Raw genomic sequence first — 26,584 nt, forward strand, 5'->3', positions numbered from 1 at the left:
TGACTTGGAGGTAAGCCGCATGAACAGATTTGCTGCGGATGAGAAGGGAAAGAGCGGCAAGGCTGCTGCAGGGGCTAAACGGAGACGCCTGATCTGGCTGACGGTTGTAGCTGTGTTTTTCGGCTGGGCCGGATACATCTTCTTCTCCCAGAGCGCAGCGATTGCCGAGAAGAAGGAGCAGCTTACCCAAAAGCAAGCCGCCCAGGAGGGCGCCAATGCTTCTCTCAACCAGCTGAAATACGAGGTTTCCCGTCTTAATGACGAGGAATACATCGGTCAGCTGGCACGTAAATGGTACAATATGTATCCTCAGGGCGAATCACCGATCCGTACAGAGCAATCAGGGCAATAAAGCTGGCCAAAAGAGGCTTTCGCTGTGTTGCCTTGCTTTGTTCTTTACTGTATAATCAAATCACCGCAGACCGGATTCTTTATATTCGTCTGTATATTTTTAAGGGAGGATCATTTTATTCTATGGCAATTGAAGTGGGCACCAAGTTAGAAGGCAAGGTGACAGGCATCACGCATTTCGGAGCATTTGTGGATCTGTCAGGAGGTGTCACAGGTCTCGTTCACATTTCGGAAATCGCCGATAATTACGTCAAAGATGTTAACGATCATTTGAAGATTGGTGATGTAGTAACCGTCAAGGTGATCAATGTTGACAAGGACGGCAAGATCGGACTTTCCATCAAGCAGGCCGTGGATAAGCCTGCATCAGAAGCACGTCCCCCAAGAGCTCCAAGACCTGACCGCCCAAGCGGCGGCGGAGAACGTTTTGGCAGTGGTGGCGGAGGCGGAGGATTTAATCGTGAACGGGGTGGGCGTCCATTCAAGCCTGCAGCCGGTAAACCTTCATTCGAGGATAAAATGTCACGCTTCCTGAAAGACAGCGAGGAACGGATGTCTTCGCTGAAGAAGAACACGGAAGGCAAACGCGGCGGCCGTGGCGCTAAGCGCGTATAATCGGATCCTGCGCATCGTTGTTTAAATGAGATGACTTTATTGAGAATAAACCGCAAGGGCTTTTAAGCTCTTAGCGGTTTTTTTGTCGCCATGGATAAAATTACCGACAGTATCCCTGCCAATCCCACATATCTCCGGGGCAATCGCTGACGAATCTGCAGCGGTGTCCGCAGCCATTTCCCGGAGAGAGGAAACTCACACTTGCATCAACCTGCTGTCTCGCAAGGGCTTGCACCGCTTTTGCCGGCCGGTGTCGGCGAAGCTCTTTTTGTCGGAAATTTCTTGGGACCAGCCCTGCGTTTCTGACAAACTTTCCTGAGAACCCCGCTATATAATGTGAACCATAAATCCGAAACGGGTGGTGGCGAGGAATGAATAAGAGTGGTGTAATCAATTTGCCGGAGTGGACCAAAGCAGGAAACAAGGAGGAGCGTTCCAAAGAAACTTGGGGTGCCCGGCTGAAGGCCTGGAGCATGAACCTGCCGGCTGTACAATTCCTGGCCGTAAAGAAATGGACACTGCTGCTCAGCCTGATGGGTCTTTTGCTGGGGCGTGCCATGATATTGGACGAGCTTACGCCTTTTGCCGCAGCCTTTTTCGCCGTTATTGTCATGCTGCGCAAAGATTCCATGCTGCCGGTGGCCGCTTCGCTGATTGTGGGCAGCCTCTTTACTCCATTCCCGGGGGCCATAATGATATTCGCCCAGCTGGCCATGTTCCTTTTGATCTACAAAGGTCTTGAAAGCTTTCAGAAAATAGATCTCTCCTATGCACCGCTGATGGTATTTGTCTCCTCCTTTATGGTCGGCCTGTTCCAGGTGGTCATCGGACCTTCTCTGGACTGGTACCCGCTTCTGATGGCCACGCTCGATGCCCTGCTCGGATTTGTGCTAACGCTCGTTTTTCTGCAGGCGTTACCTTTGCTGACCTTCAAACAGAAGAGCAGGTCGTTGCGGAGTGAGGAAATTCTTTGCCTGATCATTCTGCTGGCCTCGGTGATGACCGGACTCGTAGGCTGGACTGTTGGCGGTCTCTCCTTGGAGCATATTCTGTCGCGCTATCTTATTATGCTCTTTGCCCTCGCCGGAGGCGCACCTCTTGGTGCGGCAGTAGGTGTTGTGACGGGCCTTATCCTCAGTCTGGCCGACATTTCCGCCATCTATCAGATGAGTCTGCTGGCGTTCTCCGGCATGCTGGCCGGTATGATGCAGTCCGGACGCAAGGGGGCGGTATCTATTGGAATGCTGCTTGGTTCTTCGATCCTGTCCGTGTATTTTCTCGGGCCGGGCGATGTTCTTATTTCTACATGGGAGACCTCACTTGCAATGCTGTTGTTTCTCCTCACACCCAAGAGCATGATTTCTGCCATCGCCAAATACGTGCCGGGAACACCGGATCACAGCCGCTCCCAAAATGAATATGCGCGGAGAGTTAGAGATATTACCGCCGAAAGAGTGACCCAGTTCTCCCAGGTGTTTCAGCAGCTCTCCAGCAGCTTCGGCCAGATTCCCCGTGCGGGGGATGCCGGCAAAAGCGACCGGGAGATGCAGGATTTTATGAACACAGTTACGGAGGGTGCCTGCGCAGGGTGCATCCGGCGGAACCAATGCTGGGATAACAAGTTCTATCAGACCTACAGGTATATGACGGATATGATGAGCACGGTCGAGGAATGCCCGGATATCACCGCTGCCCAGCTTCCGCCGGAATGGAGCCGCATCTGCGGAAGGACGGGCGAGGTGCTTGAGGCGATGAAAGGGCAGTATGAGCTGTATCAGCATGATATGCGCTGGAAAAAGCAGATCTACGACAGCCGGCAGTTCGTCGCCGAACAGCTGTCGGGCGTCTCACAGGTCATGGACGATTTGGCGAAGGAGATCAAACGCGAGGGTCAGGCGATGTACCGCCAGGAGAACCAGATCCGCCAGGCACTGGAGAAATTGGGTTTATCCATTCACAGCATCGAGATTCTCAGCCTTGATCCCGGACGGGTGGAAATTGAGGTCGTGCATGCTTATACGCGCGGGTTCGATGAGTGCCGAAAAATGATTGCCCCGCTGCTCTCCGATATTCTGGAGGAGAATATTGCCGTGGTCAGCGAGACAGCCGTTCATCCCCGCGAGGGCTTGTCCATGGTTACTTTCGGCTCAGCCAAGGCCTATGAAGTCAGCACCGGTGCGGCGGGTGCAGCCAAGGGCGGTGTCATGCTCTCCGGCGACAGCTTCAGCTCGGTAGAGCTGGGCAACGGCACCTTTGCCGTATCGGTGAGCGACGGTATGGGCAACGGGGAGCGGGCCCGGATGGAGAGCAGCGCCGCCTTGTCCATGCTGGAGAAGCTGCTGCAATCGGGAATGGACGAGAAGCTGGCGGTGAAATCGGTCAACTCCATCCTGCTTCTGCGCTCGCCGGACGAGTTCTATGCCACGGTGGATATGGCGCTGATCGACCAGTATTCGGCGCAGACCACCTTTATGAAGATTGCCTCCGCCCCCAGCTTCGTCCGCCGCGGCAGCGAGGTGATTCCGGTGACCTCCAGCAATCTGCCGATTGGCATCATTAAAGATATCGATGTCGATCTGATCAGCATGCAGCTGCGTCCGGGCGATGTGCTGATTATGATGACCGACGGTATTTATGATGCGCCCGGTTATGCCGTTAATAAAGAAATATGGATGAAACGGCTGATCCAGGAACTGGAGCAGGATGACCCTCAGGCTATGGCGGACGAGCTGCTGGAGAAGGTCATCCGCTATCAGGGCCATGAGATTCATGATGACATGACCATCGTCGTCAGCCGCATTGACCATTATCATCCGGAGTGGTCCAGCCTGCATATGCCCGGAATCGGGCGGATGGAGCGCCCGCGCACCGTCAGCTAATCTATCATTTCTGTCAGCGCGTTTCTTTCGCGGCGGTTACGCTCTTCAGAGAATTATGCGTTATAATAGAAGTATTATTGTGCAGCACTCTGATTTTTCTTGTATTTACTATTAATATTAGCGAGCCTGATTCTTAGGCGAGCCATGCATTTGCTGCTTTTCTCTGTTTCAAGCGCAGATAAGCTTTAAGACATGGTATTGGTGAATTAGAAGACGCAGAGAAATTTTGGAACCGGAGAAGCGTTAGCGTTCGCCTTTGTCCCCGAATTTAAACCGCCTGATCTAATCCATTAAATTCGGGGACAACAGCGATCGGAGGTCCAAAATTCTCTCGAGTCTCTTTAAATTCACTCGAATGTTTTATATCTTATATAAGTTTGAAATCTCTCTCCCCTGGATATGCTAGAACTAGATAACACGAAGGGGAGTGCACGGGAATGAAGCAGATATTGCTCATTACGGACGGCTGTTCCAATGTGGGGGAAAGTCCGGTGCTGGCAGCGGGATATGCCTTTCGGGAGGGCATCACCGTCAATGTCATCGGAGTGGTGGATGAAGGGACAATCGGCGAGCTGGGCAGCCGGGAGATTGGCGATATCGCCAAGGCCGGCGGCGGACTCAGCCGGATTGTCGGGACAGCCCAGCTGGCCCGGACCGTACAGATGCTGACCCGTCAAACCGTGGTTCAGACGATTCAGCAGGCGGTTAATAAAGAGGTACACAAAATTCTCGGCAACAGCTCTCTGGCGCAGCTGCCTCCGCAGCAGCGTTCAGAAATGGTTCAGGTCGTCGATGAGCTGTCGGAGACTTCGCCGCTGCGTATAGCGCTGCTGATCGATGCCAGCGCAAGCATGAAGCCGAAGCTGGCAGCCGTCGAGGATGCGGTCCGCGATCTGGCGCTCAGCCTGGAGGCCCGCGCCGGGCGCAGCGAAATCGCCGTGTTTCATTTTCCCGGTAGGAGCGGCGGAGAAGATGCACAGCTGGATTTGGATTTCACGGATCATATCGCTCAGGTCCGTTCGCTCTTTTCCAGGCTGAAGATGCGCGGAGCGACACCGACGGGTCCGGCTATATTTAAGGTTATTGAAGCGTTCCAGGGCTCTATTGCGCTGGATGAACCCCGTGCGCTGCTGACCGGCAAGAAGCATGGCGATCAAGAAGGGATGATTGGTGGGTATGTCGTTTAATCCGCCCTACCCCGCCGGCACAGTGATCAAGGGCAAGTGGCGGGGCAACCGCTATATTGTCCAGCGGATGCTGGGCAAGGGGGCGAATGGAACCGTATATCTGGTGCAGAGAGAGGGCCGCCGGGAGCAGTATGCGCTGAAGATTGGCAACGATACGCTTGAGCTGCAGTCGGAAATCAACATGCTGACCTCGCTTCAGTCCTGCAAAATGCGCAGTGAACACCGCTCCCGCCGTGGAGCGGGCCTATCCTCGTATATGCTGGAATCTGACGATTTTGGCGATACCGGGAATATCCCGTTTTATGTCATGCGCTATGTAGAGGGCCGGCCTTTGCATCATTTCCTGGCTAAACGGGGCGCCTCATGGCTAGGGTTAATAGGAATGAAGCTGCTGGAGGAGCTGAATAAGCTACACCGGTGCGGCTTTGTATTCGGCGATCTCAAGCCGGAGAATGTAATGGTGTCCGATTACGGCGATGCCGAACTGATCGATTACGGCGGTGCCAGCCCGATCGGACGCAGCGTGAAGCAGTTTACGGAGTGGCATGACCGCGGATTCTGGAATGCCGGCAGCCGAGTAGGGGATGAGAGCTATGATTTGTTCTCCTTCGCTGTTCTTTGTCTGCGTCTATTAAACGAATCGGGTCTCAAAGCGGCGGCAGGACAGCTGCCCCAGACGAGAAATGCGGATGAACTGCTGAAACTGGCCAGAAGTCTGCCGGATAAGAAGCTGGGCTCGTGGCTCTGTATCGCACTGAAAGGCGGATTCTCCGGATCGGCGCAAGCGGCCGAAATCTGGAAACAGCAGATTTACAGCAGAAGACAGCAGCGCTTGGAGACGATAGCGACACCGGCCTGGCTCAAGGGGGCGTTCGCTTTATCTTTATTTGTGCTTGTCTTTACATTATACTGGGTATTTTTTAACTAACCGGTGTACATAATTGAAGGGGCGAAAGGAAGCCGTAAATGGATGTAATAAATGAACTCGCAGAATCCGTAATGGAGGCCGCGGCTGAGCATGAGCTGTGGTCGCCCCATGATACGATTATAGTCGCAGTTTCCGGAGGGCCGGATTCTGTGGCTCTTTTGCGTATTCTGCATCATATTTCCTTAACCCGGACGCCGCTTATGCTGGTATGCGCGCACGTTAATCATGGCTTTCGCGCCGAGTCGGCAGCTGAGGCGGAGCTCGTCCGGAATCTGGCTGCCGAGCTCGGCTTACCCTTTGAGCTGGCCAGCTTCGATATTCCGGCACTTGCCGCCAGCAGCGGGCTTGGTCCGGAAGGAACGGCGCGGGAGAAGCGCTATGAGTTTCTGATTGCCACAGCCCGCCGTTACGGCGCACGTTCCGTTGCGCTTGCCCATCATGCCGATGACCAGGCGGAGACGGTATTAATGCGGCTCTTGCGCGGCAGCGGCCTTACCGGACTGGCCGGAATGCGCTGGAAGCGCAGCGAAAAAAAAGTGGAACTGATTCGCCCCTTCCTGCGTATTAACAAAACGGCCCTCGTGGGCCTATGCTTGTCTAACGGCTTCCCGTTTGCGGAAGACAGCAGTAATCTGGAAACCAAGTACAGGCGCAACAGTGTGCGGCTGGAGATTCTCCCCATCCTGGAGAACTACAATCCGCAGATCAGACAATCGCTTCTGCAGCTATCCGAAATTGCTGAAGCGGAAGACGAGTACATGGAGGCGACGGCAGCAAAATGCTTCGGGGAAATCGTGAGGCCCGGGCATGGACAATATACCTTTGAGCGTGCGGCTTTTACCGCCCTACCGTCGGCTTTACAACGGCGGTTGATTAAATTAATATTAAATTATCTGTCAGCGGACGCGTCCTTTCTGGATTTTGCCAAGATTGAAACCGTTCGCCGCGCAGTATTGCAGGATTATCCCACCGGTTGGACGCTTCATTTGGGCGGTGGCCTAATCGGCAACCGGCAATACGATACCATTGTGTTCTCGTCCAAGCCTCCCGGCCGGAAGTTAAGTTATACATATCGGTTGTCTTTGCTTGATCCGCAGCTTGTGCTGCCGGAAATAGGAAAGGTAATGACGATGACAGTTCTGGAGAGGGACCATTTTCACTTGCTGGGGGAAGAGGCTGGAATACAGCTGGCCTGGTTTGACCGGGATCAGCTGGCCATGCCGCTAACGGTCCGTTCCCGATTACCTGGAGATACCATGCGGGTGATGGGATTAAACGGAAGCAAAAAGGTTAAAGATATTTACATTGATGACAAGATCCCGGCTTCCGAACGCTCCGCAATTCCCCTCGTTTGCGATGGCTTGGGCAACATTGTCTGGATTCCGGGCGTTAGGCGCTCGACACATGCCGCAGTAGGGCGGCAGACGGCCTCCGTTATTCTTTTGTCCCTGACGGAACTCGGCAAGGATGAGGAAGCGTAATGGCCGAAGCAAGGCTTTCATAGTATAACTTAGGAGGTTTCGCAAGTTGCAAAACGACATTCAGGAAATTCTAATCAGCGAAGAGGAAATTCAACAAAGAATCAGGGAGCTTGGTGCCAAGCTGAGCGAGGAATATGCAGGACGCACGCCTTTAGTGATTTGTGTGCTCAAAGGCGCGTTTATCTTTATGGCAGATCTGGTTAAAGTGATTACAGTACCTGTTGAAATGGACTTCATGGCTGTTTCCAGTTACGGGGCATCCACCAAGTCTTCCGGCGTAGTCAAAATTATCAAGGATCTGGATGCATCCGTTGAAGGACGAGATGTTCTGATTGTTGAGGACATTATCGACAGCGGACTGACACTCAGCTACCTGATCGAATTGCTGCAGGGCCGGAATGCCGCCTCCATTCAAGTGGTCACTTTGTTTGACAAACCGTCGGGACGTACGGTCAATCTGGAAGCGGCCTATACCGGGTTTGTTATTCCTGACGCTTTTGTGGTCGGCTATGGACTCGACTATGCCGAGCAGTATCGGAACCTCCCTTACGTCGGTGTGCTGAAGCCTGAAATTTACACCAAATAATCGAATTACCAGCCTTTGATTCAAGGATCCATCACCGGACCTGTGTACATTTGAGGACCCCGGGCAGGCTATGGTACAATAACTTGAGTGTTGTGAGAGGAGGTAGGGGATGAATCGGTTCATCCGTAATTCTGGTTTTTATTTGATTTTATTTTTAGTCGTGGTGGGCATTGTCCAGTTTGTCAGCAATGGAAATGAATCCGCCGATTTCCCTAGATACGATGAATTTAGGCAGGAACTAAAAGATAACAATGTGAAGAGCATGACCGTTCAGTTTGACGCCAATGCTTTCCTGGTTACCGGGGAGTACAGACAGCAGCCGGCTGACGCGGATTCGATCAAATACTCCACATATGTTCCTCCTACAGATAATGCCATCAACGAGCTCATTGGCGCCAGTGAAGCCAACGGCATTGAATTTAACCAGAAGAAGATGGAAGGCGACAGCATCTGGCTGACGTTCCTCTCTTCCATTATCCCGCTGGTCATCATGTTTATTCTGTTCTTCTTCCTGTTCAATCAGGCGCAGGGCGGCGGCGGCAAAGTGATGAACTTTGGCAAGAGCAAAGCCCGGCTATATAATGAAGAGAAGAAGAAGATCAGCTTCGAGGATGTTGCCGGAGCTGATGAAGAGAAGCAAGAGCTTGTCGAAGTCGTGGAATTCCTGAAAGATCCGCGCAAATTCGCGGCTGTGGGAGCCCGCATTCCTAAAGGCGTGCTGCTCGTCGGCCCTCCGGGTACCGGTAAGACATTGCTGGCCCGTGCTGTAGCCGGTGAAGCCGGTGTTCCGTTCTTCAGTATTTCCGGTTCGGACTTCGTGGAAATGTTCGTCGGTGTCGGTGCCTCCCGTGTACGCGACCTGTTCGAGAACGCCAAGAAGAACGCCCCTTGTATCATTTTCATCGACGAAATCGACGCAGTCGGCCGCCAGCGCGGTGCCGGACTCGGCGGCGGTCATGATGAACGCGAACAGACCCTCAATCAATTGCTCGTCGAAATGGACGGCTTTGGCGGTAATGAAGGTATTATCATTATTGCGGCAACTAACCGTGCAGATATTCTTGACCCGGCATTGCTGCGTCCGGGACGTTTCGACCGTCAGATTACGGTAGACCGCCCTGACGTGAAGGGCCGTGAAGCTGTACTGAAGGTACACTCCCGCAACAAGCCGCTGACGAAGGACGTCAAGCTCGATGTCATCGCTAAACGCACTACAGGCTTTACCGGGGCGGACCTGGAGAACCTGCTTAACGAAGCGGCTTTGCTGGCCGCCCGCCGGAACCGTAAGGATATTACCATGCGCGAAGTCGATGAAGCGATTGACCGCGTCATTGTCGGAACCGAGAAGCGCAGCCGCATTATCAGCGACCGCGAGAAGCGTATTGTAGCTTATCATGAAGCAGGGCATACCGTTGTCGGCTATTTCCTGGAACATGCCGATATGGTTCACAAAGTAACCATCATCCCGCGCGGACGCGCCGGCGGATATGTCATTATGCTTCCGAAGGAAGACCGGATGCTCGTTACCAAGCAGGAACTGCTCGATAAGGTAACCGGACTCCTCGGCGGACGTGTAGCCGAAGAAATGTTCATCGGCGAAGTCGGCACCGGAGCTTACAGTGACTTCCAGCAGGCAACGCGCATCGTTCGCAGCATGATTATGGAATACGGGATGAGTGATAAGCTGGGGCCAATGCAGTTCGGCACTTCCCAAGGCCAGGTATTCCTGGGCCGGGATATCGGACATGAGCAGAACTACAGTGATTCTATCGCTTATGAAATTGATCAGGAAATGCAGCGCTTCATCCGCGAGTGCTATGAACGCTGCCGTGAGCTCCTGACCAAGTATTCCAAGGAAATGCATCTGATTGCCAATACGCTGCTGGAGAAGGAAACCCTGGAGCTGGATCAGATCAAGGAACTGATCGAGAATGGTTACCTGGCCGAAGACGGCAAACCGGTAGAAGCACCGGATACTGCAGCGGAAGCCGGCGAACCGGTGATCGACTCGCTCGGCGATGTTCGCGTCAGAATTCAGGGCAAACCGGAAGATGTGTCTTCCGCACCTGATCAGGCTAAGGATATTCCGAATAATCCAAGCACGGGTAATGATGAAGATCCAAACACAGGCAATAAAGGCGGAGGCGGCAACCTCGTCTAATGGTTTGGCGAGAGCGTAGAGAAGACCGGAGAATCTTTGATTCTCCGGTTTTTTGTGCTTCTTCACAAGAAGGATATCCTTCCGGGCAGCGGGTTTGACCTTCTCCGTTACATTGACAGGGGGTGGAACGTTGTGTACATTAGTGATTAAATATTAATAATTATTACCGTTGCCCAAGCAAGAATCATCAGCAGCAGGCCTTGTGAGAAATAAGGGGGAGAATTAGACCGTGGAAGCTTTGGCGCTTGAGCGCAAGCAGGAACAGAACCGCGAATTACGTGTGCGCCTCGAACAGCTCAAAAAAGAACGCAATGCAATTATTTTGGCTCATTATTATCAGCGTGATGAAATTCAGGAAGTGGCGGATTATCGCGGCGACTCGTTTTTGCTGGCACAGAAGGCCGCCGAGACCGATGCGGAAGTGATCGTATTCTGCGGTGTGCATTTTATGGGGGAGAGTGCCAAGATTCTTGCTCCGGGCAAGACTGTGCTCATTCCCGATGAACGTGCCGGCTGTCCGATGGCCGATATGGTCAATGTCGACGGTCTCCGCAAGCTGAAGGCACAACATCCGAACGCCAAAGTCGTAACTTATATCAACTCATCGGCTGAAATCAAAGCAGAAACGGATATTTGCTGTACCTCGGCCAATGCCGTGAAGGTCATTGAATCGCTGGATGCAGAGGAGATTATCTGGGTTCCCGATAAGAACCTCGGCCAATATGTACAGGCTAAGACCGGCAAGAAGCTGATTATTTGGGAAGGCTACTGTAATACGCATGACATGCTTACCGTTAAAGATGTTATTGAGATGAAAGCTAAATATCCGGAAGCTGAGTTTGTGGTGCATCCGGAATGCCGCCCTGAGGTAGTGGCTTTGGGCGATTTCGTCGGCAGTACAACAGCCATTATTGATCACTGCCGGAAATCGGACCGCCGGCAATTTATCGTAGGCACTGAAGACGGAACGGGGTATCAGCTTCGTCTGGACAGCCCGGACAAGGAGTTCCACTTCGCGACGAAATTCCTGGTATGCCCCAATATGAAAGTCAATAATCTGAAGAAGCTGGTTAAATGCCTGGAGACAATGAAGCCGCAGATTTATGTACCGCCCGCTGTCGCCGACAAAGCCAGAACATCCCTAGAGCGCATGCTACAAGTCCGGTAGCATGCGCTACTCTTTCGTTGAAACAGGTGAAAGCGGTCATGATTCCACAGTATTTGGTAGATTTCGATCTCGGCGAGCTTCCAGCGGTCCAGGCGGATTGCATTGTTATCGGTTCAGGCATCGCCGGGTTATACACGGCAATTCAAGCCAGCGATGAACGGAAAGTAGTTCTGATTACCAAGAAATCACTTTTGGAGAGTAATACCCGCTATGCGCAAGGCGGCATCGCTGCCGTGTTCGCTGAGGATGATTCTCCGGAGTTTCACCTCCGGGATACACTGATGGCCGGAGCCGGCCTTAACTCATACGCAGCAGTAGAGGTGCTGGTCAATGAAGGCCCGGATGGGGTCAGAGATCTGATCCGGCTCGGCACGTTGTTTGATAAGGAAAACGGGGAGATTGCATTGACACAGGAGGCGGCGCACAGCCACCGCCGTATTCTTCATGCCAATGGCGATGCCACCGGCTATGAAATCGTCCGTGCACTAGCCGAGCAGGTGGCGGCACATAGCAACATCGAGGTATGGGATGATCATTATGTGATTGATCTGATTGTAGATAAGGGAGAATGCTGCGGTGCTTTAGTTCAGCGTCCCGATGGCGAGCGGGTCTTCCTCCGGGCTGGGGCAACCATTCTATGCTCGGGGGGAGCCGGACAGCTGTACCGCTATACGACCAACCCGGAAGTAGCAACGGGTGACGGTGTGGCGATCGCCTATCGTGCGGGTGCCCATATCCGCGATATGGAGTTTATCCAGTTCCATCCGACTGCGCTCAGTTATCCGGGTGCCCCGCGTTTTCTGATTTCCGAGGCTGTACGCGGCGAAGGGGCGGTGCTGCGCAATATTGAAGGCGAACGGTTCATGCACCGGTATCATGAGCTGTTGGAGCTGGCGCCGCGGGATATTGTGGCCCGGGCGATTGTCAGTGAGATGGAGCTGACGAAATCGACATTTGTTTATCTTGATATTACCCATGAATCTGCAGATATAGTGAAGCATCGTTTTCCGACCATTTATGAGACATGCATGAGCTATGGACTGGATATTACGACAGATTGGATTCCCGTGGCTCCGGCTGCGCATTATATGATGGGAGGCATCAAAACCGATCTTAACGGCGAGAGCAGCATTCCGCGGCTGTTCGCCTGCGGGGAGGTCTCTTCCACCGGAGTTCAGGGTGCCAACCGTCTGGCCAGCAACTCGCTGTCGGAAGCCATTGTCTTCGGACGGCGGGCAGTTGAACGGATCCGCCAGCTTCCGCCGCTCGATGCGGGGCCTGTATCAGCCGGCGTTAACCTTGGGCGAAAGGAAGCGCCGACCCAAGCCATTGTGGAACGCAGACTCAAGCTGCAGAAGGTGATGGTGCGTTATGTCGGCCTGCGGCGGAATGAGGAAATGCTGCAGAAAGCGCTGGAGGAGTTGAAGCGGCAGCTTCCGATTTTTGGAGCGAATCTCACCAAACGCGAAGAATATGAATTCGCCAATATGCTTACCTGCAGCCTGCTCGTTGCCGAAGCGGCGATTGCGCGGGAGGAGAGCCGCGGCGGGCATTACCGGGAGGATTACCCTGAGCGCAATGACGAAGCGTGGCGGAAGCATCTGCTCCAAATTCGTGAGCTAGGAATAGTGGAGGAATCAATCGATGATGTTTAATGGCTATAATGAAGAGTTAGTGCAGACAATCAAAGGCTGGCTGCAGGAGGATGTGGGATCGGGGGATATTACTACCCGTACCACGATTCCGCAGGGCCATGAGTCCAAAGGAATTATCCATGCGAAGGAAGACGGAGTCATATGCGGAATTCCAGTGGCCGAGCTGGTATTTGAAATCGTTGACCCTTCGCTGGTGTTCACCCCGCTTGTGCAGGAAGGGGAGCAGATTACCAAAGGAACCGTTATCGCCGAGGTGGAGGGCAGCACCCATGCCATTTTAACGGGCGAACGGTTGGCGCTTAATCTGATGCAGCGTCTGTCAGGGGTGGCTACGCGTACTTCGGCTTTCGTCCGGGAGCTTAATGGACTGCCGACACGTCTGGTGGATACCCGCAAAACGACCCCGGGACACCGGATGCTGGAGAAATACGCTGTACGTATCGGCGGCGGGGCCAATCACCGTTTTGGCCTGTATGATGCGGTAATGATCAAGGACAACCATATCAAAGGGGCCGGAGGCATTCGTCAGGCAGTGGGTCGGGCCAGAGCGAATATTCCGCACACGATGACCATTGAAGTGGAGACGGAAAGCCTGGAACAGGTGGAAGAGGCACTGTCTGCCGGTGCCGATATCATCATGCTGGATAATATGTCCCCGGCACTCATGAAAGAGGCCGTCAGCCGGATTAAGGCCAAATCGCCGCATGTCAAGACCGAGGCCTCCGGCAATGTCTCTCTGGAAACGGTGCGCGTCATCGCCGAGTCCGGAGTGGATGTCATCTCCGTCGGACGTTTGACCTACTCCTTCGCCAGCCTGGATATCAGTCTGGATCTGAATGCCAGGAAGGAGGAACAAAGCATATGATGCTTGCTGTCGATATCGGCAATACCAACATCGTCCTCGGAGTGTACCGGCAGCGCGAGCTGCTGCACCACTTCCGGCTGAGCACGGCACGCCAATCCACGGTTGATGAATACGGTGTTCTGATTCATAACATGCTTGGAATGTCGAACATTTCGTTTAAAGATGTAGAGGGGATCATCATCTCCTCCGTAGTTCCGCCGCTCGTGCAGGTCATCGTGGAGATGTGCACCAAATATATCGGCAAGGAGCCGCTCCTGGTAGGTCCCGGCATTAAGACCGGACTGAATCTGCGGTATGAGAATCCCCGTGAGGTAGGCGCTGACCGGATTGTCAACGCGGTGGCGGCCATTGAACAGTACCGCTGTCCGCTGGTTGTCGTTGACTTTGGTACGGCGACGACCTTTGACTGCATTGATGCCGGAGCCAATTATTTGGGAGGCGCTATTGTGCCGGGCCTAGGTATTTCCACTGAGGCGCTGTTTCAGCGGGCTTCCAAGCTGCCGCGGATCGAGCTGGAGAAACCGAAGAAGGTCATTGGACGCAACACCGTCCATGCCATGCAGGCCGGGATTATCTACGGCTATGCCGGCCAAGTTGAAGGTATTGTAAGACGGATCAAGCAGGAGATGAACGCGCCTTCGCTGAAGGTGATCGCCACCGGCGGTCTGGCGCCGCTGATTGCCGGTGAGACGGACTGCATCGATGAAATCAATCCGATGCTTACCTTGGAAGGATTGCGTATTATTTACGACCGCAACAAATAAACTATACAGCCTTAAGGCACAGACAGGAGGAGCGAGCAGCCCTATGGAAACCAAAAAAGACCGGCTGGTCCGGGGAACGGCGCTGGAGGGCAGAGTGAGAGCCTTTGCCGTCCGTACAACGGAGCTGGTGGATGAACTGCGGAGAAGACATGACACGTATCCAGTGGCAACGGCTGCTCTGGGCCGCACTGTAACGGCAGCCGCCATGATGGGCGCAATGCTCAAGGGCGAGGAAGAATTGGCGATTGCCGTCAAAGGCAACGGGCCGGTCGGACGGATTAACGCCGAAGCGAACGCATCCGGAGAAGTGCGCGGATATGTGCAGAATCCGCATGTGCATCTGCCCAGCAACAGTCTGGGCAAGCTTGATGTCGCCGGCGCTGTGGGGACAGAGGGCTTCATCGATGTCATCAAAGACCTCGGGCTGAAGGAGCCTTACCGGGGCAGTATTCCGATTGTTTCCGGCGAGCTGGGAGAGGACTTTACTTATTATTTTGCGGTATCCGAACAAACACCGGCTGCAGTGGGACTGGGTGTGCTGGTTGAGCCTGATAACTCGGTAAGGGTAGCCGGAGGGTTCATTATTCAACTGCTTCCGGGCCTTACCGATTCCGAAATTACCGAAATTGAACATGCGCTTGGCACTTTGCCTTCTGTAACCGCATTGCTGGACCAAGGTCTGGAGCCGGAGGACATGCTGCGCCAGCTGTTGCCAGATGCAGTAATGATGGATGAGCTGGAGATTGCTTTTTCCTGCTCCTGTTCCCGCGAGAAAGTGGAGCAGACGCTGGTCAGCCTGGGGCAGCAGGAAATGGAGCGCCTGATCGAAGAGGACGAGCAGACCGAGGTAGTATGCCATTATTGCAACGAAACGTATATTTTTAACCGGGATGAATTACAGGTAATTCTGAACCAAGCGAAATCGTAGGCGGATGATGATGACTAGACAGGAGCGCGCACTGCGCAATGCCGTTATTCTACTGGCTGCGGCGGCTCTGGTGCTTGGGGGGCTGCTGATCTGGAGTCTGCGTGCGGTGGCTACCTTCAAAGAGGATGCGGCGGAAGGAGAATCCCCTGAGGTTGCCGCTGCCGATGGACAGCCCGTTACAGACGAGGAATGGACGCGCGAGCTGAAAAAAAAGCATGGCGATGAAGTCCTGCTGGGCATCCTTAATCATATTGTGGTCGGTAAAGAAGCTGCTGCGTTAGGCATTCAGGTCACAGAGGAAGATATTGACCGGGAGCTGGAGCGCAGCATGGCCGGATATGCTTCGGAGGAGCAGTATTATGCCCAGATGCTGTCAGAGCTGGGCCTGTCCCGTCAGGAGGTACGAGAAGAAGTAGGTTACCACCTGACCCTGCAGGCCGTGGCTACGGCAGGCATTCATATCAGCGATGCGGAAATTGATGCTTATTTGGACGAGAATGCCGAACGTTTCATGCCTGCGAAGCAGGTCCAGCTGTCTATCATAAGAACAGAAAATTATGAGCAGGCTGACGAAGTGATGGACCGGCTGGAGCAGGGTGAAGATTTCGCCGCCTTGGCCAGAGAGGTGTCTATTGATGAGGAAAGCCGGGAGCATGGCGGAAGAATCGGCACCGTCGAGGAAAATGACCCATTCTGGCCGGAGGACTTACTGAAGACTGCGGTTGAATTGGACGCAGGAGACATTGCCGGCCCCCTTCAAACCGGCGATGATTACACGGTTCTTCGGGTAGAGAATATCATCGTTCCCGAACCGCCGGAGCCTGCAGAAATCCGTGAAGAAGTCCGCAAGGAACTGGCACTTGCCCAGGCTGCTCCGCTGGAGCAGGTGGAAAGCGATTTACGCAGGAAATATGATACAGCGATATATATTGACAACAGCATGCAAGATTGATAATATGAATTTATATGAAAAACCTACTGTTTTAGTCGGATATAATAATGGCGGCTCACCGAGAGTCTGTCATACAGTATGCTATTAATCATTTATCATTTCAGGGAGGTTTTTGCTCATGGCTAAAGTCGTCAACAGTGTAACAGATTTGATCGGTGGCACACCGCTCGTTCGTCTCAACCGGATTGTTCCGGAAGGTTCGGCTGAAATTTTCGTGAAGCTGGAATACCAGAACCCGGGCTCCAGCGTAAAGGACCGTATCGCCCTCAGCATTGTGGAAGAGGCGGAGAAGGAAGGTCTGCTGAAGACGGGCGGAACGATTGTGGAAGCGACCAGCGGCAACACCGGTATCGGTCTGGCACTTGTGGCTGCAGCCAAGGGCTACAAAGCCATCATCGTTATGCCTGAAACCATGAGCCTTGAGCGCCGTAACCTGCTGCGTGCCTACGGCGCAGAGCTGGTTCTGACTCCGGGATCGGAAGGCATGAACGGTGCGGTTAAGAAGGCTGAGCAAATCCTCAGCGAGAACCCTGAATACTTCCTGGCCGATCAATTCAAGAATAAGGCCAACCTGAAAATCCACCGTGAAACTACAGGTCCGGAAATTGTGGAAGCTATTGAGTCCATCGGCGGACAGCTGGATGCATTTGTAGCCGGTATCGGCACAGGCGGTACTATTTCCGGTGCCGGTGAAGTATTGAAGGAGAAATATCCTGACATTAAGGTATACGCGGTAGAACCTGCGGCTTCGCCAATTCTGGCTGGAGGCAAGCCGGGTCCGCACAAAATCCAGGGCATTGGCGCCAACTTCGTTCCGGAAATCCTGAACCAGAACATCTATGATGAAATTATTCACGTGGAGAACGACGAAGCGTTCGAAACCGCGCGCCGTGTAGCCAAGGAAGAAGGCGTATTGTCCGGTATTTCCTCCGGTGCGGCTATCTTCGCAGCGCTGAAAGTAGCCAAAGAGCTTGGCGCAGGCAAACGTGTGGTTGCCGTGATTCCAAGTAACGGCGAACGTTACCTCAGCACACCGCTGTACAATTTTGAAGCTTAATTGTCGGGATAAGAACCGGCATTGACCCGAGCCCCCGGCCCTTAATTCTAAGGACCGGGGGCTCTTTTACTGATTATGGGGTAGGGCTGTAAATAGAGGCTTTCCAAGTCGGCATAAAGTAAAGTATACTGACAGGCAATACGGTGGATGGAGCATTCGGTTATTCAGCCGCCGGGAGTCTGAAGCAAGCGAATTTGGGAGGACGGCCTTGAACGTGGAAATCATAACGGGACAGCAGGAGTGGTACAACTGGGCGGAGGAAGAATGGGACCTTCTCCCCTTCGTAGTGAAGACAAGCCAGGCAGGCGGACTGCCTGCCTCCTGGGCTGAGGCCTGGAAATCCGCCTCTCCTTATTCCCTTCTGCTGGAGAGCGGCAAGGGCGGGAGATACACCTATTTGGGTCTTAACCCGGTGTCTGTCTTAAAAGGAAAGGCGGAGCATGCGAAGATTATCAACATTGGAGACCACCATGCGGACCCTGGTGCAGTCTCGGGTTCTGATTCCGTACAGCAGGGAAGCCCGCTGGAGACGCTGCGCAACTGGATGGAAGGCTTTCGCGCGCCGCGGCTGCAGCGGGAAGGACTGCCGCCGTTTACCGGGGGCTGTGCTGGCTTCCTGGCCTATGACGCCGTCCGGACGCTTGAGCAGCTGCCGGCAATAGCCGCAGACCATCCCGGCTTTCCGGATTACCTCTTTATGAGGTTTGATGAGCTATGGATTTATGATCACCTGGAGGACGATCTATATTGCGCAGTGCATGTGCACCTGCCGCTCGAGCAGAAGAAGAAAGAGCCTGCGGCAGTAGGGCTGGAGAAGGTTTACTACGAGACAGCGGCAAGAGCGGAGGAAATGCTGGCCTTGTGGAACAGTATCATCTCCGCCCCTCCTGATGATGAGCAGGAGACGGAAACGGCGGCGATCCTCACAGCGGCTGCCGAATCAAGCGGCGAGTGGCCGGGCATGTTCTCGGCGTTTACGCCGGAGAAGTTCCAGCAGGCAGTGCGGGACGTCCAGGAATATATCCGGCAAGGCGATGTGTTCCAGGTTAACCTGTCACTGCGCCAGGAGGCGCCGCTGCGCTCGGCGCCCGAAGAGGTATACGAGTGGTTGCGGCGGCTCAACCCCTCGCCGTACATGGGCCTCCTGCGCTCGCCCGGCTTCGCGCTGGCCAGCGGCTCGCCGGAGCTGCTGGTCAAGCTGCACGGGCAGCGCATCAGCGCACGCCCTATCGCCGGCACCCGGCGCCGGGGCCATACTCCCGCGGAGGATGCCGCCATGGAGGCGGAGCTGCGCGGGAGCGAGAAAGAGACGGCCGAGCATATCATGCTCGTCGATCTGGAGCGCAACGACATCGGCCGTGTCGCCGCCTATGGAACGGTCAGCGTGCCCGAGCTGCTGACCGTCGAGCGATACTCGCATGTCATGCATCTCGTATCGCAGGTGGAGGGCATCATCGCCCCGGGGAAGGATGTCTACGATGTCATGGCCGCCTTGTTCCCCGGCGGCACCATTACAGGAGCGCCCAAGGTACGGACGATGGAAATTATTGAAGAGCTGGAGCCGGTGCGGCGCGGGCCCTATACAGGCTCGCTTGGCTGGATTGACTATGGCGGCGATATGGAATTAAATATTATTATACGAACGCTGGCTGTGCAGGACGGAATGGGGTATATTCAGACGGGAGCGGGCATCGTGATCGATTCCGATCCGTACCGAGAGTACCGTGAATGCCATAATAAAGCCAAAGCGGTGGTGAAGGCGGTGCTCTGCAGTGAACTGCAGCATTCGCATAAGCGACGGCATGGCGAGGGAGGAGCAAGCATATGATCCTGGTCATCGATAATTATGATTCCTTTACGTACAACCTGGTGCAATACCTGGGGGAGCTGGGGGAGGAAGTGAAGGTATTCCGCAACGATGAGATCACCATTGCTGAGATTGAAGCGCTGGCTCCCGATCATATTCTGATCTCGCCCGGGCCATGTACCCCGAATGAGGCGGGCATCAGCCTGGAGCTGCTGCAGCATTTTAAAGGCGTCATTCCAATCTTTGGCGTATGCCTGGGTCATCAGGCGATCGGACAGGCTTTTGGCGGCAAAGTGATCCGCGCGGAGCGGCTGATGCATGGCAAGACATCGCCGATCCATCATCATGGTACATCCGTATTTGCAGGTCTCGAATCGCCGTTTACCGCCACCCGGTATCATTCGTTAATTGTGGAGCGGGAGACACTGCCCGACTGTCTGGAGATTACTGCGGAGACGGCAGAAGGCGAGATTATGGGCTTGCGTCACAAGGAATATCCGATTGAGGGCGTCCAGTTCCATCCGGAGTCGATTATTACTGATTACGGCCATCAGATGCTGCGTAATTTTCTGAAACGGAGAGCCGGAGAACCGGCATGAAGTATATCGGTTTGAACCATCAAGTCATTGAGGCCAGCAATGCCGTGGTTTCCGTTCTGGATCACGGCTTTTTGTACGGCATGGGCCTGTTTGAGACCTTCCGTACTTATGGGGGAGAGCCCTTTTTGCTGGACCGCCATCTGGCCCGGCTGGAAGACGGCTGCCGGCAGCTGGGGATTCCCTTTGAACAGGCGGAAGCTCCGCTGAGAGAATGGATTATTAGGGTTATGGAGCAGAATGAATTGAGGGAAGCCTATATCCGTTACACTGTGACAGCAGGTGAGGATATTTTGGGCCTGCCGGCAGGTGACTATGCGAAGCCGAATCATCTGCTTTATATTAAAGCGCTGCCCCCCTTATCCGGTGAGTTATATACTCTGGGTAAAGGATTACAGCTGCTGAAGCTGCCGCGAAATACACCGGAGGGTCCGGTGCGGCTGAAATCGCTCCATTATATGAACAATATCTTGGCGAAGCGCGAGCTTGCTGCCTACCCTTCGGCCCGCCGCGGAGCGGAAGGGCTTATGCTGAACGGAGAGGGCTATGTGGCCGAGGGAATTGTCAGCAATGTTTTTTTTGTTGCCGGGGATTTATTATGCACACCTGCTATCGCTACGGGCATTCTTCCGGGCATTACCCGGGAAATGGTGCTGGAGCTGGCTTTAGAGGCCGGGCTACAGACAGCTGAGGGACTATACCGCTGGGAGAACCTTCTGGCTGCCGATGAGATATTCATCACCAACTCGGTACAGGAGCTCGTGCCGATAACCAGCCTGTGGCAGGAGGACCGGGAAACAGCTGTCCGCGGCGGACGGTGCGGAAGCCTGACCGCAAGATTGCTTGAACTATATCGTGAGAGGACGGAGAAGGCGAGATGAGACCGGTACTATACAAACGCAGCTACCGCTGCGGTGAGACAGACCTCGTTCTGGGTGAACGTACTTTGATCATGGGCATTCTGAATGTCACGCCCGATTCCTTTTCCGATGGCGGAATGTGGAATGAGCGGGAGCGGGCTGTCGAGCACGCGCTGCAGATGGCAGCTGAAGGCGCCGATATCATCGATATCGGCGGAGAATCGACCCGTCCCGGCCATGAGCCGGTAAGCGTAGAGGAAGAACTGGAGCGTGTGCTGCCGGTAATCGAGAGCATTCACCGGGCGGCTCCGCATTTGCCGCTGTCCATTGATACTTATAAGGCTGAGGTGGCCCGGCAGACGCTTCAGGCCGGAGCGCATATCATTAATGATATTTGGGGCGGCAAAGCCGATCCGGAGATGGCCGCTGTAGCCGCGGCTGCGGAGTGTCCGTTTATTGTGATGCACAACCGGCATGACCGCAATTATGCCGATCTTGCTTCCGATATGACCGCCGATCTGCTGGAGAGCATTAACCTGGCGTTGACGGCTGGCGTTAGCCACGAGAACATCATCCTCGATCCCGGCATTGGCTTTGCCAAGGACTATACAGAGAATTTACAGGCCATGATGCTGCTGGACAAGCTGGCCGGACTGGGTTATCCGGTACTGCTCGCCACCTCGCGCAAGAAATTCATCCGCACCGCACTTGACCTTCCGGCTGACGACGTCGTGGAGGGAACAGCAGCTACCGTTGCCTTCGGCATCGCCCAGGGCTGTCAGATCGTGCGGGTGCATGATGTGGCAACGATTAAACGCACCGTGCAAATGTGCGATGCCATGCTGTATGCAAGCGCTCCGCTGTTGTACGGATAATTCCTTCTGAGAATCAAGACAGACCAATGAAAAGGCGGTTGACCCTGAATGGATAAAATGACGCTGCACCGCATGGAATACTACGGATATCACGGCGTGTTTGAAGAAGAGCGCAAGCTGGGACAGCGCTTCTACGTGGATCTGGAACTGGAGCTGGATTTGTCGTCTGCAGGAATAAACGACGATCTGGAACAGACGGTAAATTACGCCGAAGTGCATGGTTTGGTTAAAAACATCGTAGAAAAGACATCGTTTAAGCTGATTGAAGCTTTGGCTGAACATATTGCATCTGCGGTACTGGACACTTATACTATTATCAATGCTGCAACCGTCAAACTGACCAAGCCGCATCCGCCGTTCGACGTCCACTTTCAAGGAGTAACCGTGGAATTGCGCAGAACGAGAAAGTGAGACAGAGTCATGAACACACATTCCACCTCTGAAGCATCAGAGGCTTATATTGCTTTAGGGGCTAATTTGGGAAACCGTGAAGAAACTCTTAAAGAGGCCTTGCACCGGCTGGATCAACGGGAAGGCATTGACATCCTTCGTTGTTCCAATATTTATGAAACAGAGCCTGTCGGTTACCTCGATCAGCCGCAGTTTCTGAACATGGCAGCAGCATTGAGGACTACCCTTGAACCGGAGGCGCTGCTGCAAGTGATGCTTGAGATCGAGGCACAGCTTGGCCGGGTCCGGGATATCCGCTATGGTCCGCGCACCGTGGATCTCGATTTGCTCTGGTATGAGGGATACAGCAGTGATAACCCGGAGCTGACCTTGCCGCATCCTCGGATGAGAGAGCGGGCGTTTGTGCTGTTTCCGCTCCAAGAGGTGGTATCGCCAGAACTGGAGATTTCCGGATTCCGTGAATGGGTTGCGGCTGCCGTGGAAGACGTAGACGGAAAGGAAGGAATCCGCTTGTGGACACCAAACGAATAGGGCTGAGGGTCCGGGCCTTTCGTAAGCTGAAGGGCTACACACAACAGGAATTAGCGGATTATGTCGGAATCTCCCTGGCCGTGCTTGGGGCGGTAGAGAGGGGAAACCGACACTTAGAAGGTAAAATTTTAAATAAAATTGCAGATGTTCTGGAGATTTCGGCCGCTGAACTGACCGATATTTCTGAATAGCTTCTTCGAGGTCAAATTTAGTGAAAGATTGGAGTGGCAGCATGCTGAAGATCGGCGATATTGAAATGAAGAATCAGGTTGTGCTCGCGCCGATGGCCGGCGTATGCAATCCTGCGTTCCGCCTGATCGCCAAAGAGTTCGGTACGGGACTGGTCTGCGCGGAAATGGTCAGCGACAAGGCGATTCTGCACGGCAATACCCGTACGCGGGAGATGCTGTTTGTAGATGAGCGGGAGAAGCCGCTTAGCCTGCAGATTTTCGGAGGCAACCGGGAGTCGCTGGTGGAAGCAGCCAAAGTAGTGGATAAAGAGACGAACGCCGATATTATCGATATTAACATGGGCTGTCCTGTGCCGAAAGTGACAAAATGCGATGCCGGCGCCCGCTGGCTGCTAGACCCCGAGAAGATCTATGAAATGGTATCTTCTGTTGTCGATGCCGTGGAGAAGCCCGTTACCGTAAAAATGCGGATCGGCTGGGACAGCGAGCATATTTTTGTCGAAGAGAATGCCCGTGCGGTTGAGCGTGCCGGCGGCAAGGCGGTAAGCGTGCATGGCCGTACCCGGGAGCAGCTATACACCGGTCATGCCGACTGGAAGTATATCAAGATGGCCAAGGAGGCTGTTTCGATTCCTGTAATCGGCAACGGCGATGTCATTACTCCAGAGGATGCCCGGGCCATGCTGGACCAAACCGGCTGCGACGGGGTTATGATCGGTCGCGGTGCACTTGGCAACCCGTGGATGCTCTACCGTACGGTGCAATATTTGAGCACAGGTAAGCTGATGCCTGAACCGGGAGCAGCCGAGAAGATTCAGGTCGCCATTTTGCATATGGACCGCTTGATTGCCCTTAGAGGAGAGTCGGTGGCCGTCCGTGAAATGCGTAAGCACATGGCATGGTACTTGAAGGGGCTTAAAGGTGCGGCACGCGTGAAGGATGTCATCATGGAAGAAACCAAGCGCGATGGTATGGTGCGATTGTTGGAGGATTTTGTCGTTCAGTGCCAATACGAAGAGGAAGAAGAAGCAAGCACGCCGCTCTCGGCGGTGTAAGGCTTTAGATATGACAAAAAAGGACGGGTGCGCACTGCCGCAACCGTCCTTTTTTACCCTCTTGATGACAAATCATAAACGCCGAATCATACATTTTCTCGTTCGTTTTCTCAAAGGGAGGCCCTTATGGACGCTGTTTCCTGAGCATCATTGACATTTTGTAGCGGTTCCAATATAATTTTTCAGTATAAAATCAGCGTTACGATAAGCATCACTGCAGCCAGGAGGGTTCTGATCCCTCCAGATTCGCATATAGTATGGTGTTTTTAATAAATGTAAACGACAGGAGAATCGGTTGAGATGAGCGATAAAGAAGTCATCCTTACGCCGGACGGACTTAAGCGTCTGGAAGAAGAACTGGAGAATCTTAAATCCGTTAAGCGCCGTGAAGTGGCTGAGCGGATTAAGGTGGCTATCGGTTACGGAGATATCAGCGAGAACTCGGAATATGAGGACGCGAAGAACGAGCAGGCTTTTATCGAGGGACGTATCATCACCCTGGAGAAGATGCTCCGCAATGCCCGCATCATTAACAGCGACGAAATTGTGACAGATGTGGTCAGCATTGGGGTAACCGTGAAAGTGGAAGATTTGGAGTTCGGCGATATTATGGAATATACCATCGTCGGTACCGCTGAATCTGATCCGCTGAACAATAAAATTTCCAATGAAAGCCCGGTTGGCAGAGCAATCATCGGTAAAAAAGTAGGCACCGTCGTTGACGTAAGTGTCCCTGCAGGCGTTATTCAATATAAAATCTTAGATATCACCATGAAATAAATCCGGAGAAGGAAATCCCAAAAGCTTCCCTTAGGAAGCTTTTTTTCGGAATTCGGAAGCGATATACCACAGAAAGGAACGGACTGCCCTTGTCTATAAAGGCGGAGCCGTTTCTTCTTGTGTATATGCGTAAGGATGGATTAAGAGAGGATGGAAGAAATGACTGAAGAAAACAACAATGTCGAGACAACCGAAACCGAGCTCAGCGAGCTGCTGACAATCCGCAGAGCCAAACTGGACGAGCTGCGTGCACTGGGAATCGATCCGTTCGGCAAAAAGTATGAACGCACCGCAGCCGCCGGCGATCTTTTGGCCAAATATGACGCACAAACCCATGATGAGCTGGAGGAACTAGGGCTGGAGGTCAGTCTTGCCGGCCGGATTATGGCCAAACGCGTAATGGGCAAGGCCAGCTTTGCCCACATCCAGGACCTCAGCGGCAGAATCCAGATTTATGTGCGCAAGGACAGCATCCCGGAAGAGCAGTACAGTGCATTTACCATCCTTGACCTGGGCGATATCGTCGGTGTCCGGGGAACACTGTTCAAGACCAAGACCGGTGAGACTTCAATTAAGGTAAGCAATCTGGAAGTGCTGTCGAAATCGCTGCTGCCGCTTCCAGAGAAATATCATGGCCTGAAAGACGTCGAACTGCGCTATCGTCAGCGCTATGTCGATTTGATTATTAACCCTGAGGTTCAGCAGACCTTTATTGCCCGTTCGCGGATTATCCAGTCGATGCGCCGTTATCTGGATTCGCTCGGCTATCTTGAGGTTGAAACACCAACCCTGCATGCGATTGCCGGGGGAGCTGCTGCCCGTCCGTTTATTACGCATCACAATACCCTGGACATGCAGCTGTATATGCGGATCGCTATTGAGCTTCATCTGAAGCGGCTGATTGTTGGCGGATTGGAGAAGGTGTATGAAATTGGCCGTGTATACCGCAACGAGGGTATTTCCACGCGCCATAACCCTGAGTTTACAATGATCGAGCTTTATGAAGCCTATGCCGACTACAAAGATATTATGAATTTGACCGAAAGCATGATTGCCCATATCGCCCAGGAAGTGCTCGGTACGCAAACGATCAACTATCAGGGCCAAGAAGTCGACCTCAAGCCGGGCTGGCGCCGGGTAACGATGGTCGATGCCGTTAAGGAAGTCACCGGCGTTGATTTTGGGGTGCATATGACCGATGAAGAAGCCCATCGTCTGGCGAAGGAGCATCGCGTGCCGGTTGAGAAGCACATGACATTCGGCCATATTCTCAATGCGTTCTTCGAGCAGTTCGTGGAGGAAACGCTGATTCAGCCTACATTTGTTACAGGACATCCTGTAGAAATTTCGCCGCTCGCCAAAAAAAGCGATCACGATCCGCGTTTTACCGATCGTTTCGAACTGTTTATCGTGGCCCGCGAGCATGCCAATGCGTTCAGCGAGCTGAATGATCCGATTGATCAGCGTCAGCGGTTTGAAGCTCAGCTTCAGGAGAAGGAGCAAGGCAATGACGAAGCACATGAAATGGACGAAGACTTCATCCGCGCTCTGGAATACGGTATGCCGCCTACAGGCGGCCTGGGCATCGGTGTGGACCGTCTGATTATGCTGCTGACCAATGCTGCATCCATCCGTGATGTGCTGCTCTTCCCGCATATGCGCAACAAGGACTGAACCTATATATTCGAATAACCAAGGGGCTGCTATTGGCTTCCTTGGTTTTCTTTTTACAAATCTGCTTGAGCAGGTAGTATAGATATCAAAGGGAAGACTATTTTAAAATAATGCTTGCAATGCTCCTGCATACATGGTATATTCTAATTCCGGCCAAGAAAGATCAAATGGTTGCTCGAAAAAAGAAATTAAAAAAGAGCTTGCATTGATCGGCTGGATATGATATA

Annotated in this window: 25 protein-coding genes; all 25 read left to right on the plus strand. The window is 53.4% G+C overall.

Annotation, left to right across the window (positions count from 1 at the left end; all coding sequences use genetic code 11):
* Positions 1-19: 19 nt before the first annotated feature.
* The 25 genes from F1381_RS27010 to lysS all read left to right on the plus strand — a co-directional run bounded on the left by F1381_RS27010 (position 20) and on the right by lysS (position 26,357).
* Positions 20-352, plus strand: a complete 333-nt coding sequence (locus tag F1381_RS27010) for an FtsB family cell division protein (protein WP_151737912.1) — start codon at positions 20-22, stop codon at positions 350-352.
* 122 nt (positions 353-474) lie between these two features.
* The gene (locus tag F1381_RS27015) at positions 475-966 is read left to right on the plus strand and encodes a S1 domain-containing RNA-binding protein (protein WP_151737913.1); all 492 of its coding nucleotides are present in this window, start codon (positions 475-477) and stop codon (positions 964-966) included.
* 371 nt (positions 967-1,337) lie between these two features.
* Positions 1,338-3,845: a stage II sporulation protein E gene (gene spoIIE / locus F1381_RS27020; protein ID WP_151737914.1), complete on the plus strand. Its 2,508-nt coding sequence runs from the start codon at positions 1,338-1,340 to the stop codon at positions 3,843-3,845.
* 437 nt (positions 3,846-4,282) lie between these two features.
* Positions 4,283-5,032: a vWA domain-containing protein gene (locus tag F1381_RS27025; protein ID WP_151737915.1), complete on the plus strand. Its 750-nt coding sequence runs from the start codon at positions 4,283-4,285 to the stop codon at positions 5,030-5,032.
* A complete protein-coding gene (locus F1381_RS27030; RefSeq protein WP_187355590.1) occupies positions 5,022-5,960 on the plus strand; it encodes a serine/threonine protein kinase in 939 nt (312 codons plus the stop codon). Before F1381_RS27025 ends, F1381_RS27030 begins: the two co-directional genes overlap by 11 nt.
* A 38-nt stretch (positions 5,961-5,998) precedes the next feature.
* The gene (tilS, locus tag F1381_RS27035) at positions 5,999-7,441 is read left to right on the plus strand and encodes a tRNA lysidine(34) synthetase TilS (protein ID WP_151737917.1); all 1,443 of its coding nucleotides are present in this window, start codon (positions 5,999-6,001) and stop codon (positions 7,439-7,441) included.
* 46 nt (positions 7,442-7,487) lie between these two features.
* The gene (gene hpt / locus F1381_RS27040; protein ID WP_150275623.1) at positions 7,488-8,027 is read left to right on the plus strand and encodes a hypoxanthine phosphoribosyltransferase; all 540 of its coding nucleotides are present in this window, start codon (positions 7,488-7,490) and stop codon (positions 8,025-8,027) included.
* Positions 8,028-8,136: 109 nt separating this feature from the next.
* Positions 8,137-10,188: an ATP-dependent zinc metalloprotease FtsH gene (ftsH, locus tag F1381_RS27045; protein ID WP_151737918.1), complete on the plus strand. Its 2,052-nt coding sequence runs from the start codon at positions 8,137-8,139 to the stop codon at positions 10,186-10,188.
* A 229-nt stretch (positions 10,189-10,417) separates the two neighbouring features.
* Positions 10,418-11,356, plus strand: coding sequence for a quinolinate synthase NadA (gene nadA / locus F1381_RS27050; RefSeq protein ID WP_151737919.1), 939 nt, complete (start codon positions 10,418-10,420; stop codon positions 11,354-11,356).
* A 38-nt stretch (positions 11,357-11,394) separates the two neighbouring features.
* Positions 11,395-13,011, plus strand: coding sequence for an L-aspartate oxidase (locus F1381_RS27055; protein ID WP_151737920.1), 1,617 nt, complete (start codon positions 11,395-11,397; stop codon positions 13,009-13,011).
* Positions 13,001-13,876, plus strand: a complete 876-nt coding sequence (gene nadC, locus F1381_RS27060) for a carboxylating nicotinate-nucleotide diphosphorylase (RefSeq protein WP_151737921.1) — start codon at positions 13,001-13,003, stop codon at positions 13,874-13,876. The genes F1381_RS27055 and nadC overlap by 11 nt, the downstream gene beginning before the upstream one ends.
* Complete coding sequence (locus F1381_RS27065) at positions 13,873-14,640, plus strand: type III pantothenate kinase (RefSeq protein ID WP_151737922.1); 768 nt, start codon at positions 13,873-13,875, stop codon at positions 14,638-14,640. Before nadC ends, F1381_RS27065 begins: the two co-directional genes overlap by 4 nt.
* A gap of 43 nt (positions 14,641-14,683) precedes the next feature.
* Positions 14,684-15,568 carry an Hsp33 family molecular chaperone HslO gene (hslO, locus tag F1381_RS27070; protein ID WP_151737923.1) on the plus strand — a complete coding sequence of 295 codons (885 nt, stop codon included), beginning with the start codon at positions 14,684-14,686 and terminating at the stop codon, positions 15,566-15,568.
* Between the two features lie 10 nt (positions 15,569-15,578).
* Positions 15,579-16,520, plus strand: coding sequence for a peptidyl-prolyl cis-trans isomerase (locus F1381_RS27075; protein WP_187355587.1), 942 nt, complete (start codon positions 15,579-15,581; stop codon positions 16,518-16,520).
* Positions 16,521-16,638: 118 nt separating this feature from the next.
* Entirely contained in the window at positions 16,639-17,577 is a 939-nt protein-coding gene (cysK, locus tag F1381_RS27080; protein ID WP_151737925.1) for a cysteine synthase A, read from the plus strand.
* 214 nt (positions 17,578-17,791) lie between these two features.
* Complete coding sequence (locus tag F1381_RS27085; protein WP_151737935.1) at positions 17,792-19,405, plus strand: anthranilate synthase component I family protein; 1,614 nt, start codon at positions 17,792-17,794, stop codon at positions 19,403-19,405.
* Complete coding sequence (pabA, locus tag F1381_RS27090; protein ID WP_151737926.1) at positions 19,402-19,983, plus strand: aminodeoxychorismate/anthranilate synthase component II; 582 nt, start codon at positions 19,402-19,404, stop codon at positions 19,981-19,983. The genes F1381_RS27085 and pabA overlap by 4 nt, the downstream gene beginning before the upstream one ends.
* Positions 19,980-20,861, plus strand: coding sequence for an aminotransferase class IV (locus tag F1381_RS27095; RefSeq protein WP_151737927.1), 882 nt, complete (start codon positions 19,980-19,982; stop codon positions 20,859-20,861). Before pabA ends, F1381_RS27095 begins: the two co-directional genes overlap by 4 nt.
* Positions 20,858-21,715, plus strand: coding sequence for a dihydropteroate synthase (folP, locus tag F1381_RS27100; RefSeq protein WP_151737928.1), 858 nt, complete (start codon positions 20,858-20,860; stop codon positions 21,713-21,715). The genes F1381_RS27095 and folP overlap by 4 nt, the downstream gene beginning before the upstream one ends.
* A 48-nt stretch (positions 21,716-21,763) precedes the next feature.
* Entirely contained in the window at positions 21,764-22,126 is a 363-nt protein-coding gene (folB, locus tag F1381_RS27105; protein ID WP_151737929.1) for a dihydroneopterin aldolase, read from the plus strand.
* 9 nt (positions 22,127-22,135) lie between these two features.
* On the plus strand, positions 22,136-22,657 hold the full coding sequence (gene folK / locus F1381_RS27110) for a 2-amino-4-hydroxy-6-hydroxymethyldihydropteridine diphosphokinase (RefSeq protein ID WP_151737930.1): 522 nt from the start codon (positions 22,136-22,138) through the stop codon (positions 22,655-22,657).
* A complete protein-coding gene (locus F1381_RS27115) occupies positions 22,639-22,848 on the plus strand; it encodes a helix-turn-helix domain-containing protein (RefSeq protein ID WP_151737931.1) in 210 nt (69 codons plus the stop codon). Before folK ends, F1381_RS27115 begins: the two co-directional genes overlap by 19 nt.
* A 41-nt stretch (positions 22,849-22,889) precedes the next feature.
* Positions 22,890-23,903, plus strand: coding sequence for a tRNA dihydrouridine synthase DusB (gene dusB / locus F1381_RS27120; RefSeq protein ID WP_151737936.1), 1,014 nt, complete (start codon positions 22,890-22,892; stop codon positions 23,901-23,903).
* Between the two features lie 300 nt (positions 23,904-24,203).
* Positions 24,204-24,683, plus strand: coding sequence for a transcription elongation factor GreA (gene greA / locus F1381_RS27125; protein WP_151737932.1), 480 nt, complete (start codon positions 24,204-24,206; stop codon positions 24,681-24,683).
* 159 nt (positions 24,684-24,842) lie between these two features.
* On the plus strand, positions 24,843-26,357 hold the full coding sequence (gene lysS, locus F1381_RS27130; RefSeq protein ID WP_151737933.1) for a lysine--tRNA ligase: 1,515 nt from the start codon (positions 24,843-24,845) through the stop codon (positions 26,355-26,357).
* Positions 26,358-26,584: the final 227 nt, after the last annotated feature.

This window comes from Paenibacillus tengchongensis (assembly GCF_008973665.1).
Lineage (GTDB): Bacteria > Bacillota > Bacilli > Paenibacillales > Paenibacillaceae > Paenibacillus_AQ > Paenibacillus_AQ tengchongensis.

Excerpts from the sequence above, each read along its gene's own strand:
- F1381_RS27010 (WP_151737912.1), top strand. The coding sequence starts at position 20 with ATGAACAGATTTGCTGCGGATGAGAAGGGAAAGAGCGGCAAGGCTGCT.
- F1381_RS27015 (WP_151737913.1), top strand. The coding sequence starts at position 475 with ATGGCAATTGAAGTGGGCACCAAGTTAGAAGGCAAGGTGACAGGCATC.
- spoIIE (WP_151737914.1), top strand. The coding sequence starts at position 1,338 with ATGAATAAGAGTGGTGTAATCAATTTGCCGGAGTGGACCAAAGCAGGA.
- F1381_RS27025 (WP_151737915.1), top strand. The coding sequence starts at position 4,283 with ATGAAGCAGATATTGCTCATTACGGACGGCTGTTCCAATGTGGGGGAA.
- F1381_RS27030 (WP_187355590.1), top strand. The coding sequence starts at position 5,022 with ATGTCGTTTAATCCGCCCTACCCCGCCGGCACAGTGATCAAGGGCAAG.
- tilS (WP_151737917.1), top strand. The coding sequence starts at position 5,999 with ATGGATGTAATAAATGAACTCGCAGAATCCGTAATGGAGGCCGCGGCT.
- ftsH (WP_151737918.1), top strand. The coding sequence starts at position 8,137 with ATGAATCGGTTCATCCGTAATTCTGGTTTTTATTTGATTTTATTTTTA.
- F1381_RS27055 (WP_151737920.1), top strand. The coding sequence starts at position 11,395 with ATGATTCCACAGTATTTGGTAGATTTCGATCTCGGCGAGCTTCCAGCG.
- nadC (WP_151737921.1), top strand. The coding sequence starts at position 13,001 with ATGATGTTTAATGGCTATAATGAAGAGTTAGTGCAGACAATCAAAGGC.
- F1381_RS27065 (WP_151737922.1), top strand. The coding sequence starts at position 13,873 with ATGATGCTTGCTGTCGATATCGGCAATACCAACATCGTCCTCGGAGTG.
- hslO (WP_151737923.1), top strand. The coding sequence starts at position 14,684 with ATGGAAACCAAAAAAGACCGGCTGGTCCGGGGAACGGCGCTGGAGGGC.
- F1381_RS27075 (WP_187355587.1), top strand. The coding sequence starts at position 15,579 with ATGACTAGACAGGAGCGCGCACTGCGCAATGCCGTTATTCTACTGGCT.
- cysK (WP_151737925.1), top strand. The coding sequence starts at position 16,639 with ATGGCTAAAGTCGTCAACAGTGTAACAGATTTGATCGGTGGCACACCG.
- pabA (WP_151737926.1), top strand. The coding sequence starts at position 19,402 with ATGATCCTGGTCATCGATAATTATGATTCCTTTACGTACAACCTGGTG.
- F1381_RS27095 (WP_151737927.1), top strand. The coding sequence starts at position 19,980 with ATGAAGTATATCGGTTTGAACCATCAAGTCATTGAGGCCAGCAATGCC.
- folP (WP_151737928.1), top strand. The coding sequence starts at position 20,858 with ATGAGACCGGTACTATACAAACGCAGCTACCGCTGCGGTGAGACAGAC.
- folB (WP_151737929.1), top strand. The coding sequence starts at position 21,764 with ATGGATAAAATGACGCTGCACCGCATGGAATACTACGGATATCACGGC.
- folK (WP_151737930.1), top strand. The coding sequence starts at position 22,136 with ATGAACACACATTCCACCTCTGAAGCATCAGAGGCTTATATTGCTTTA.
- dusB (WP_151737936.1), top strand. The coding sequence starts at position 22,890 with ATGCTGAAGATCGGCGATATTGAAATGAAGAATCAGGTTGTGCTCGCG.
- greA (WP_151737932.1), top strand. The coding sequence starts at position 24,204 with ATGAGCGATAAAGAAGTCATCCTTACGCCGGACGGACTTAAGCGTCTG.
- lysS (WP_151737933.1), top strand. The coding sequence starts at position 24,843 with ATGACTGAAGAAAACAACAATGTCGAGACAACCGAAACCGAGCTCAGC.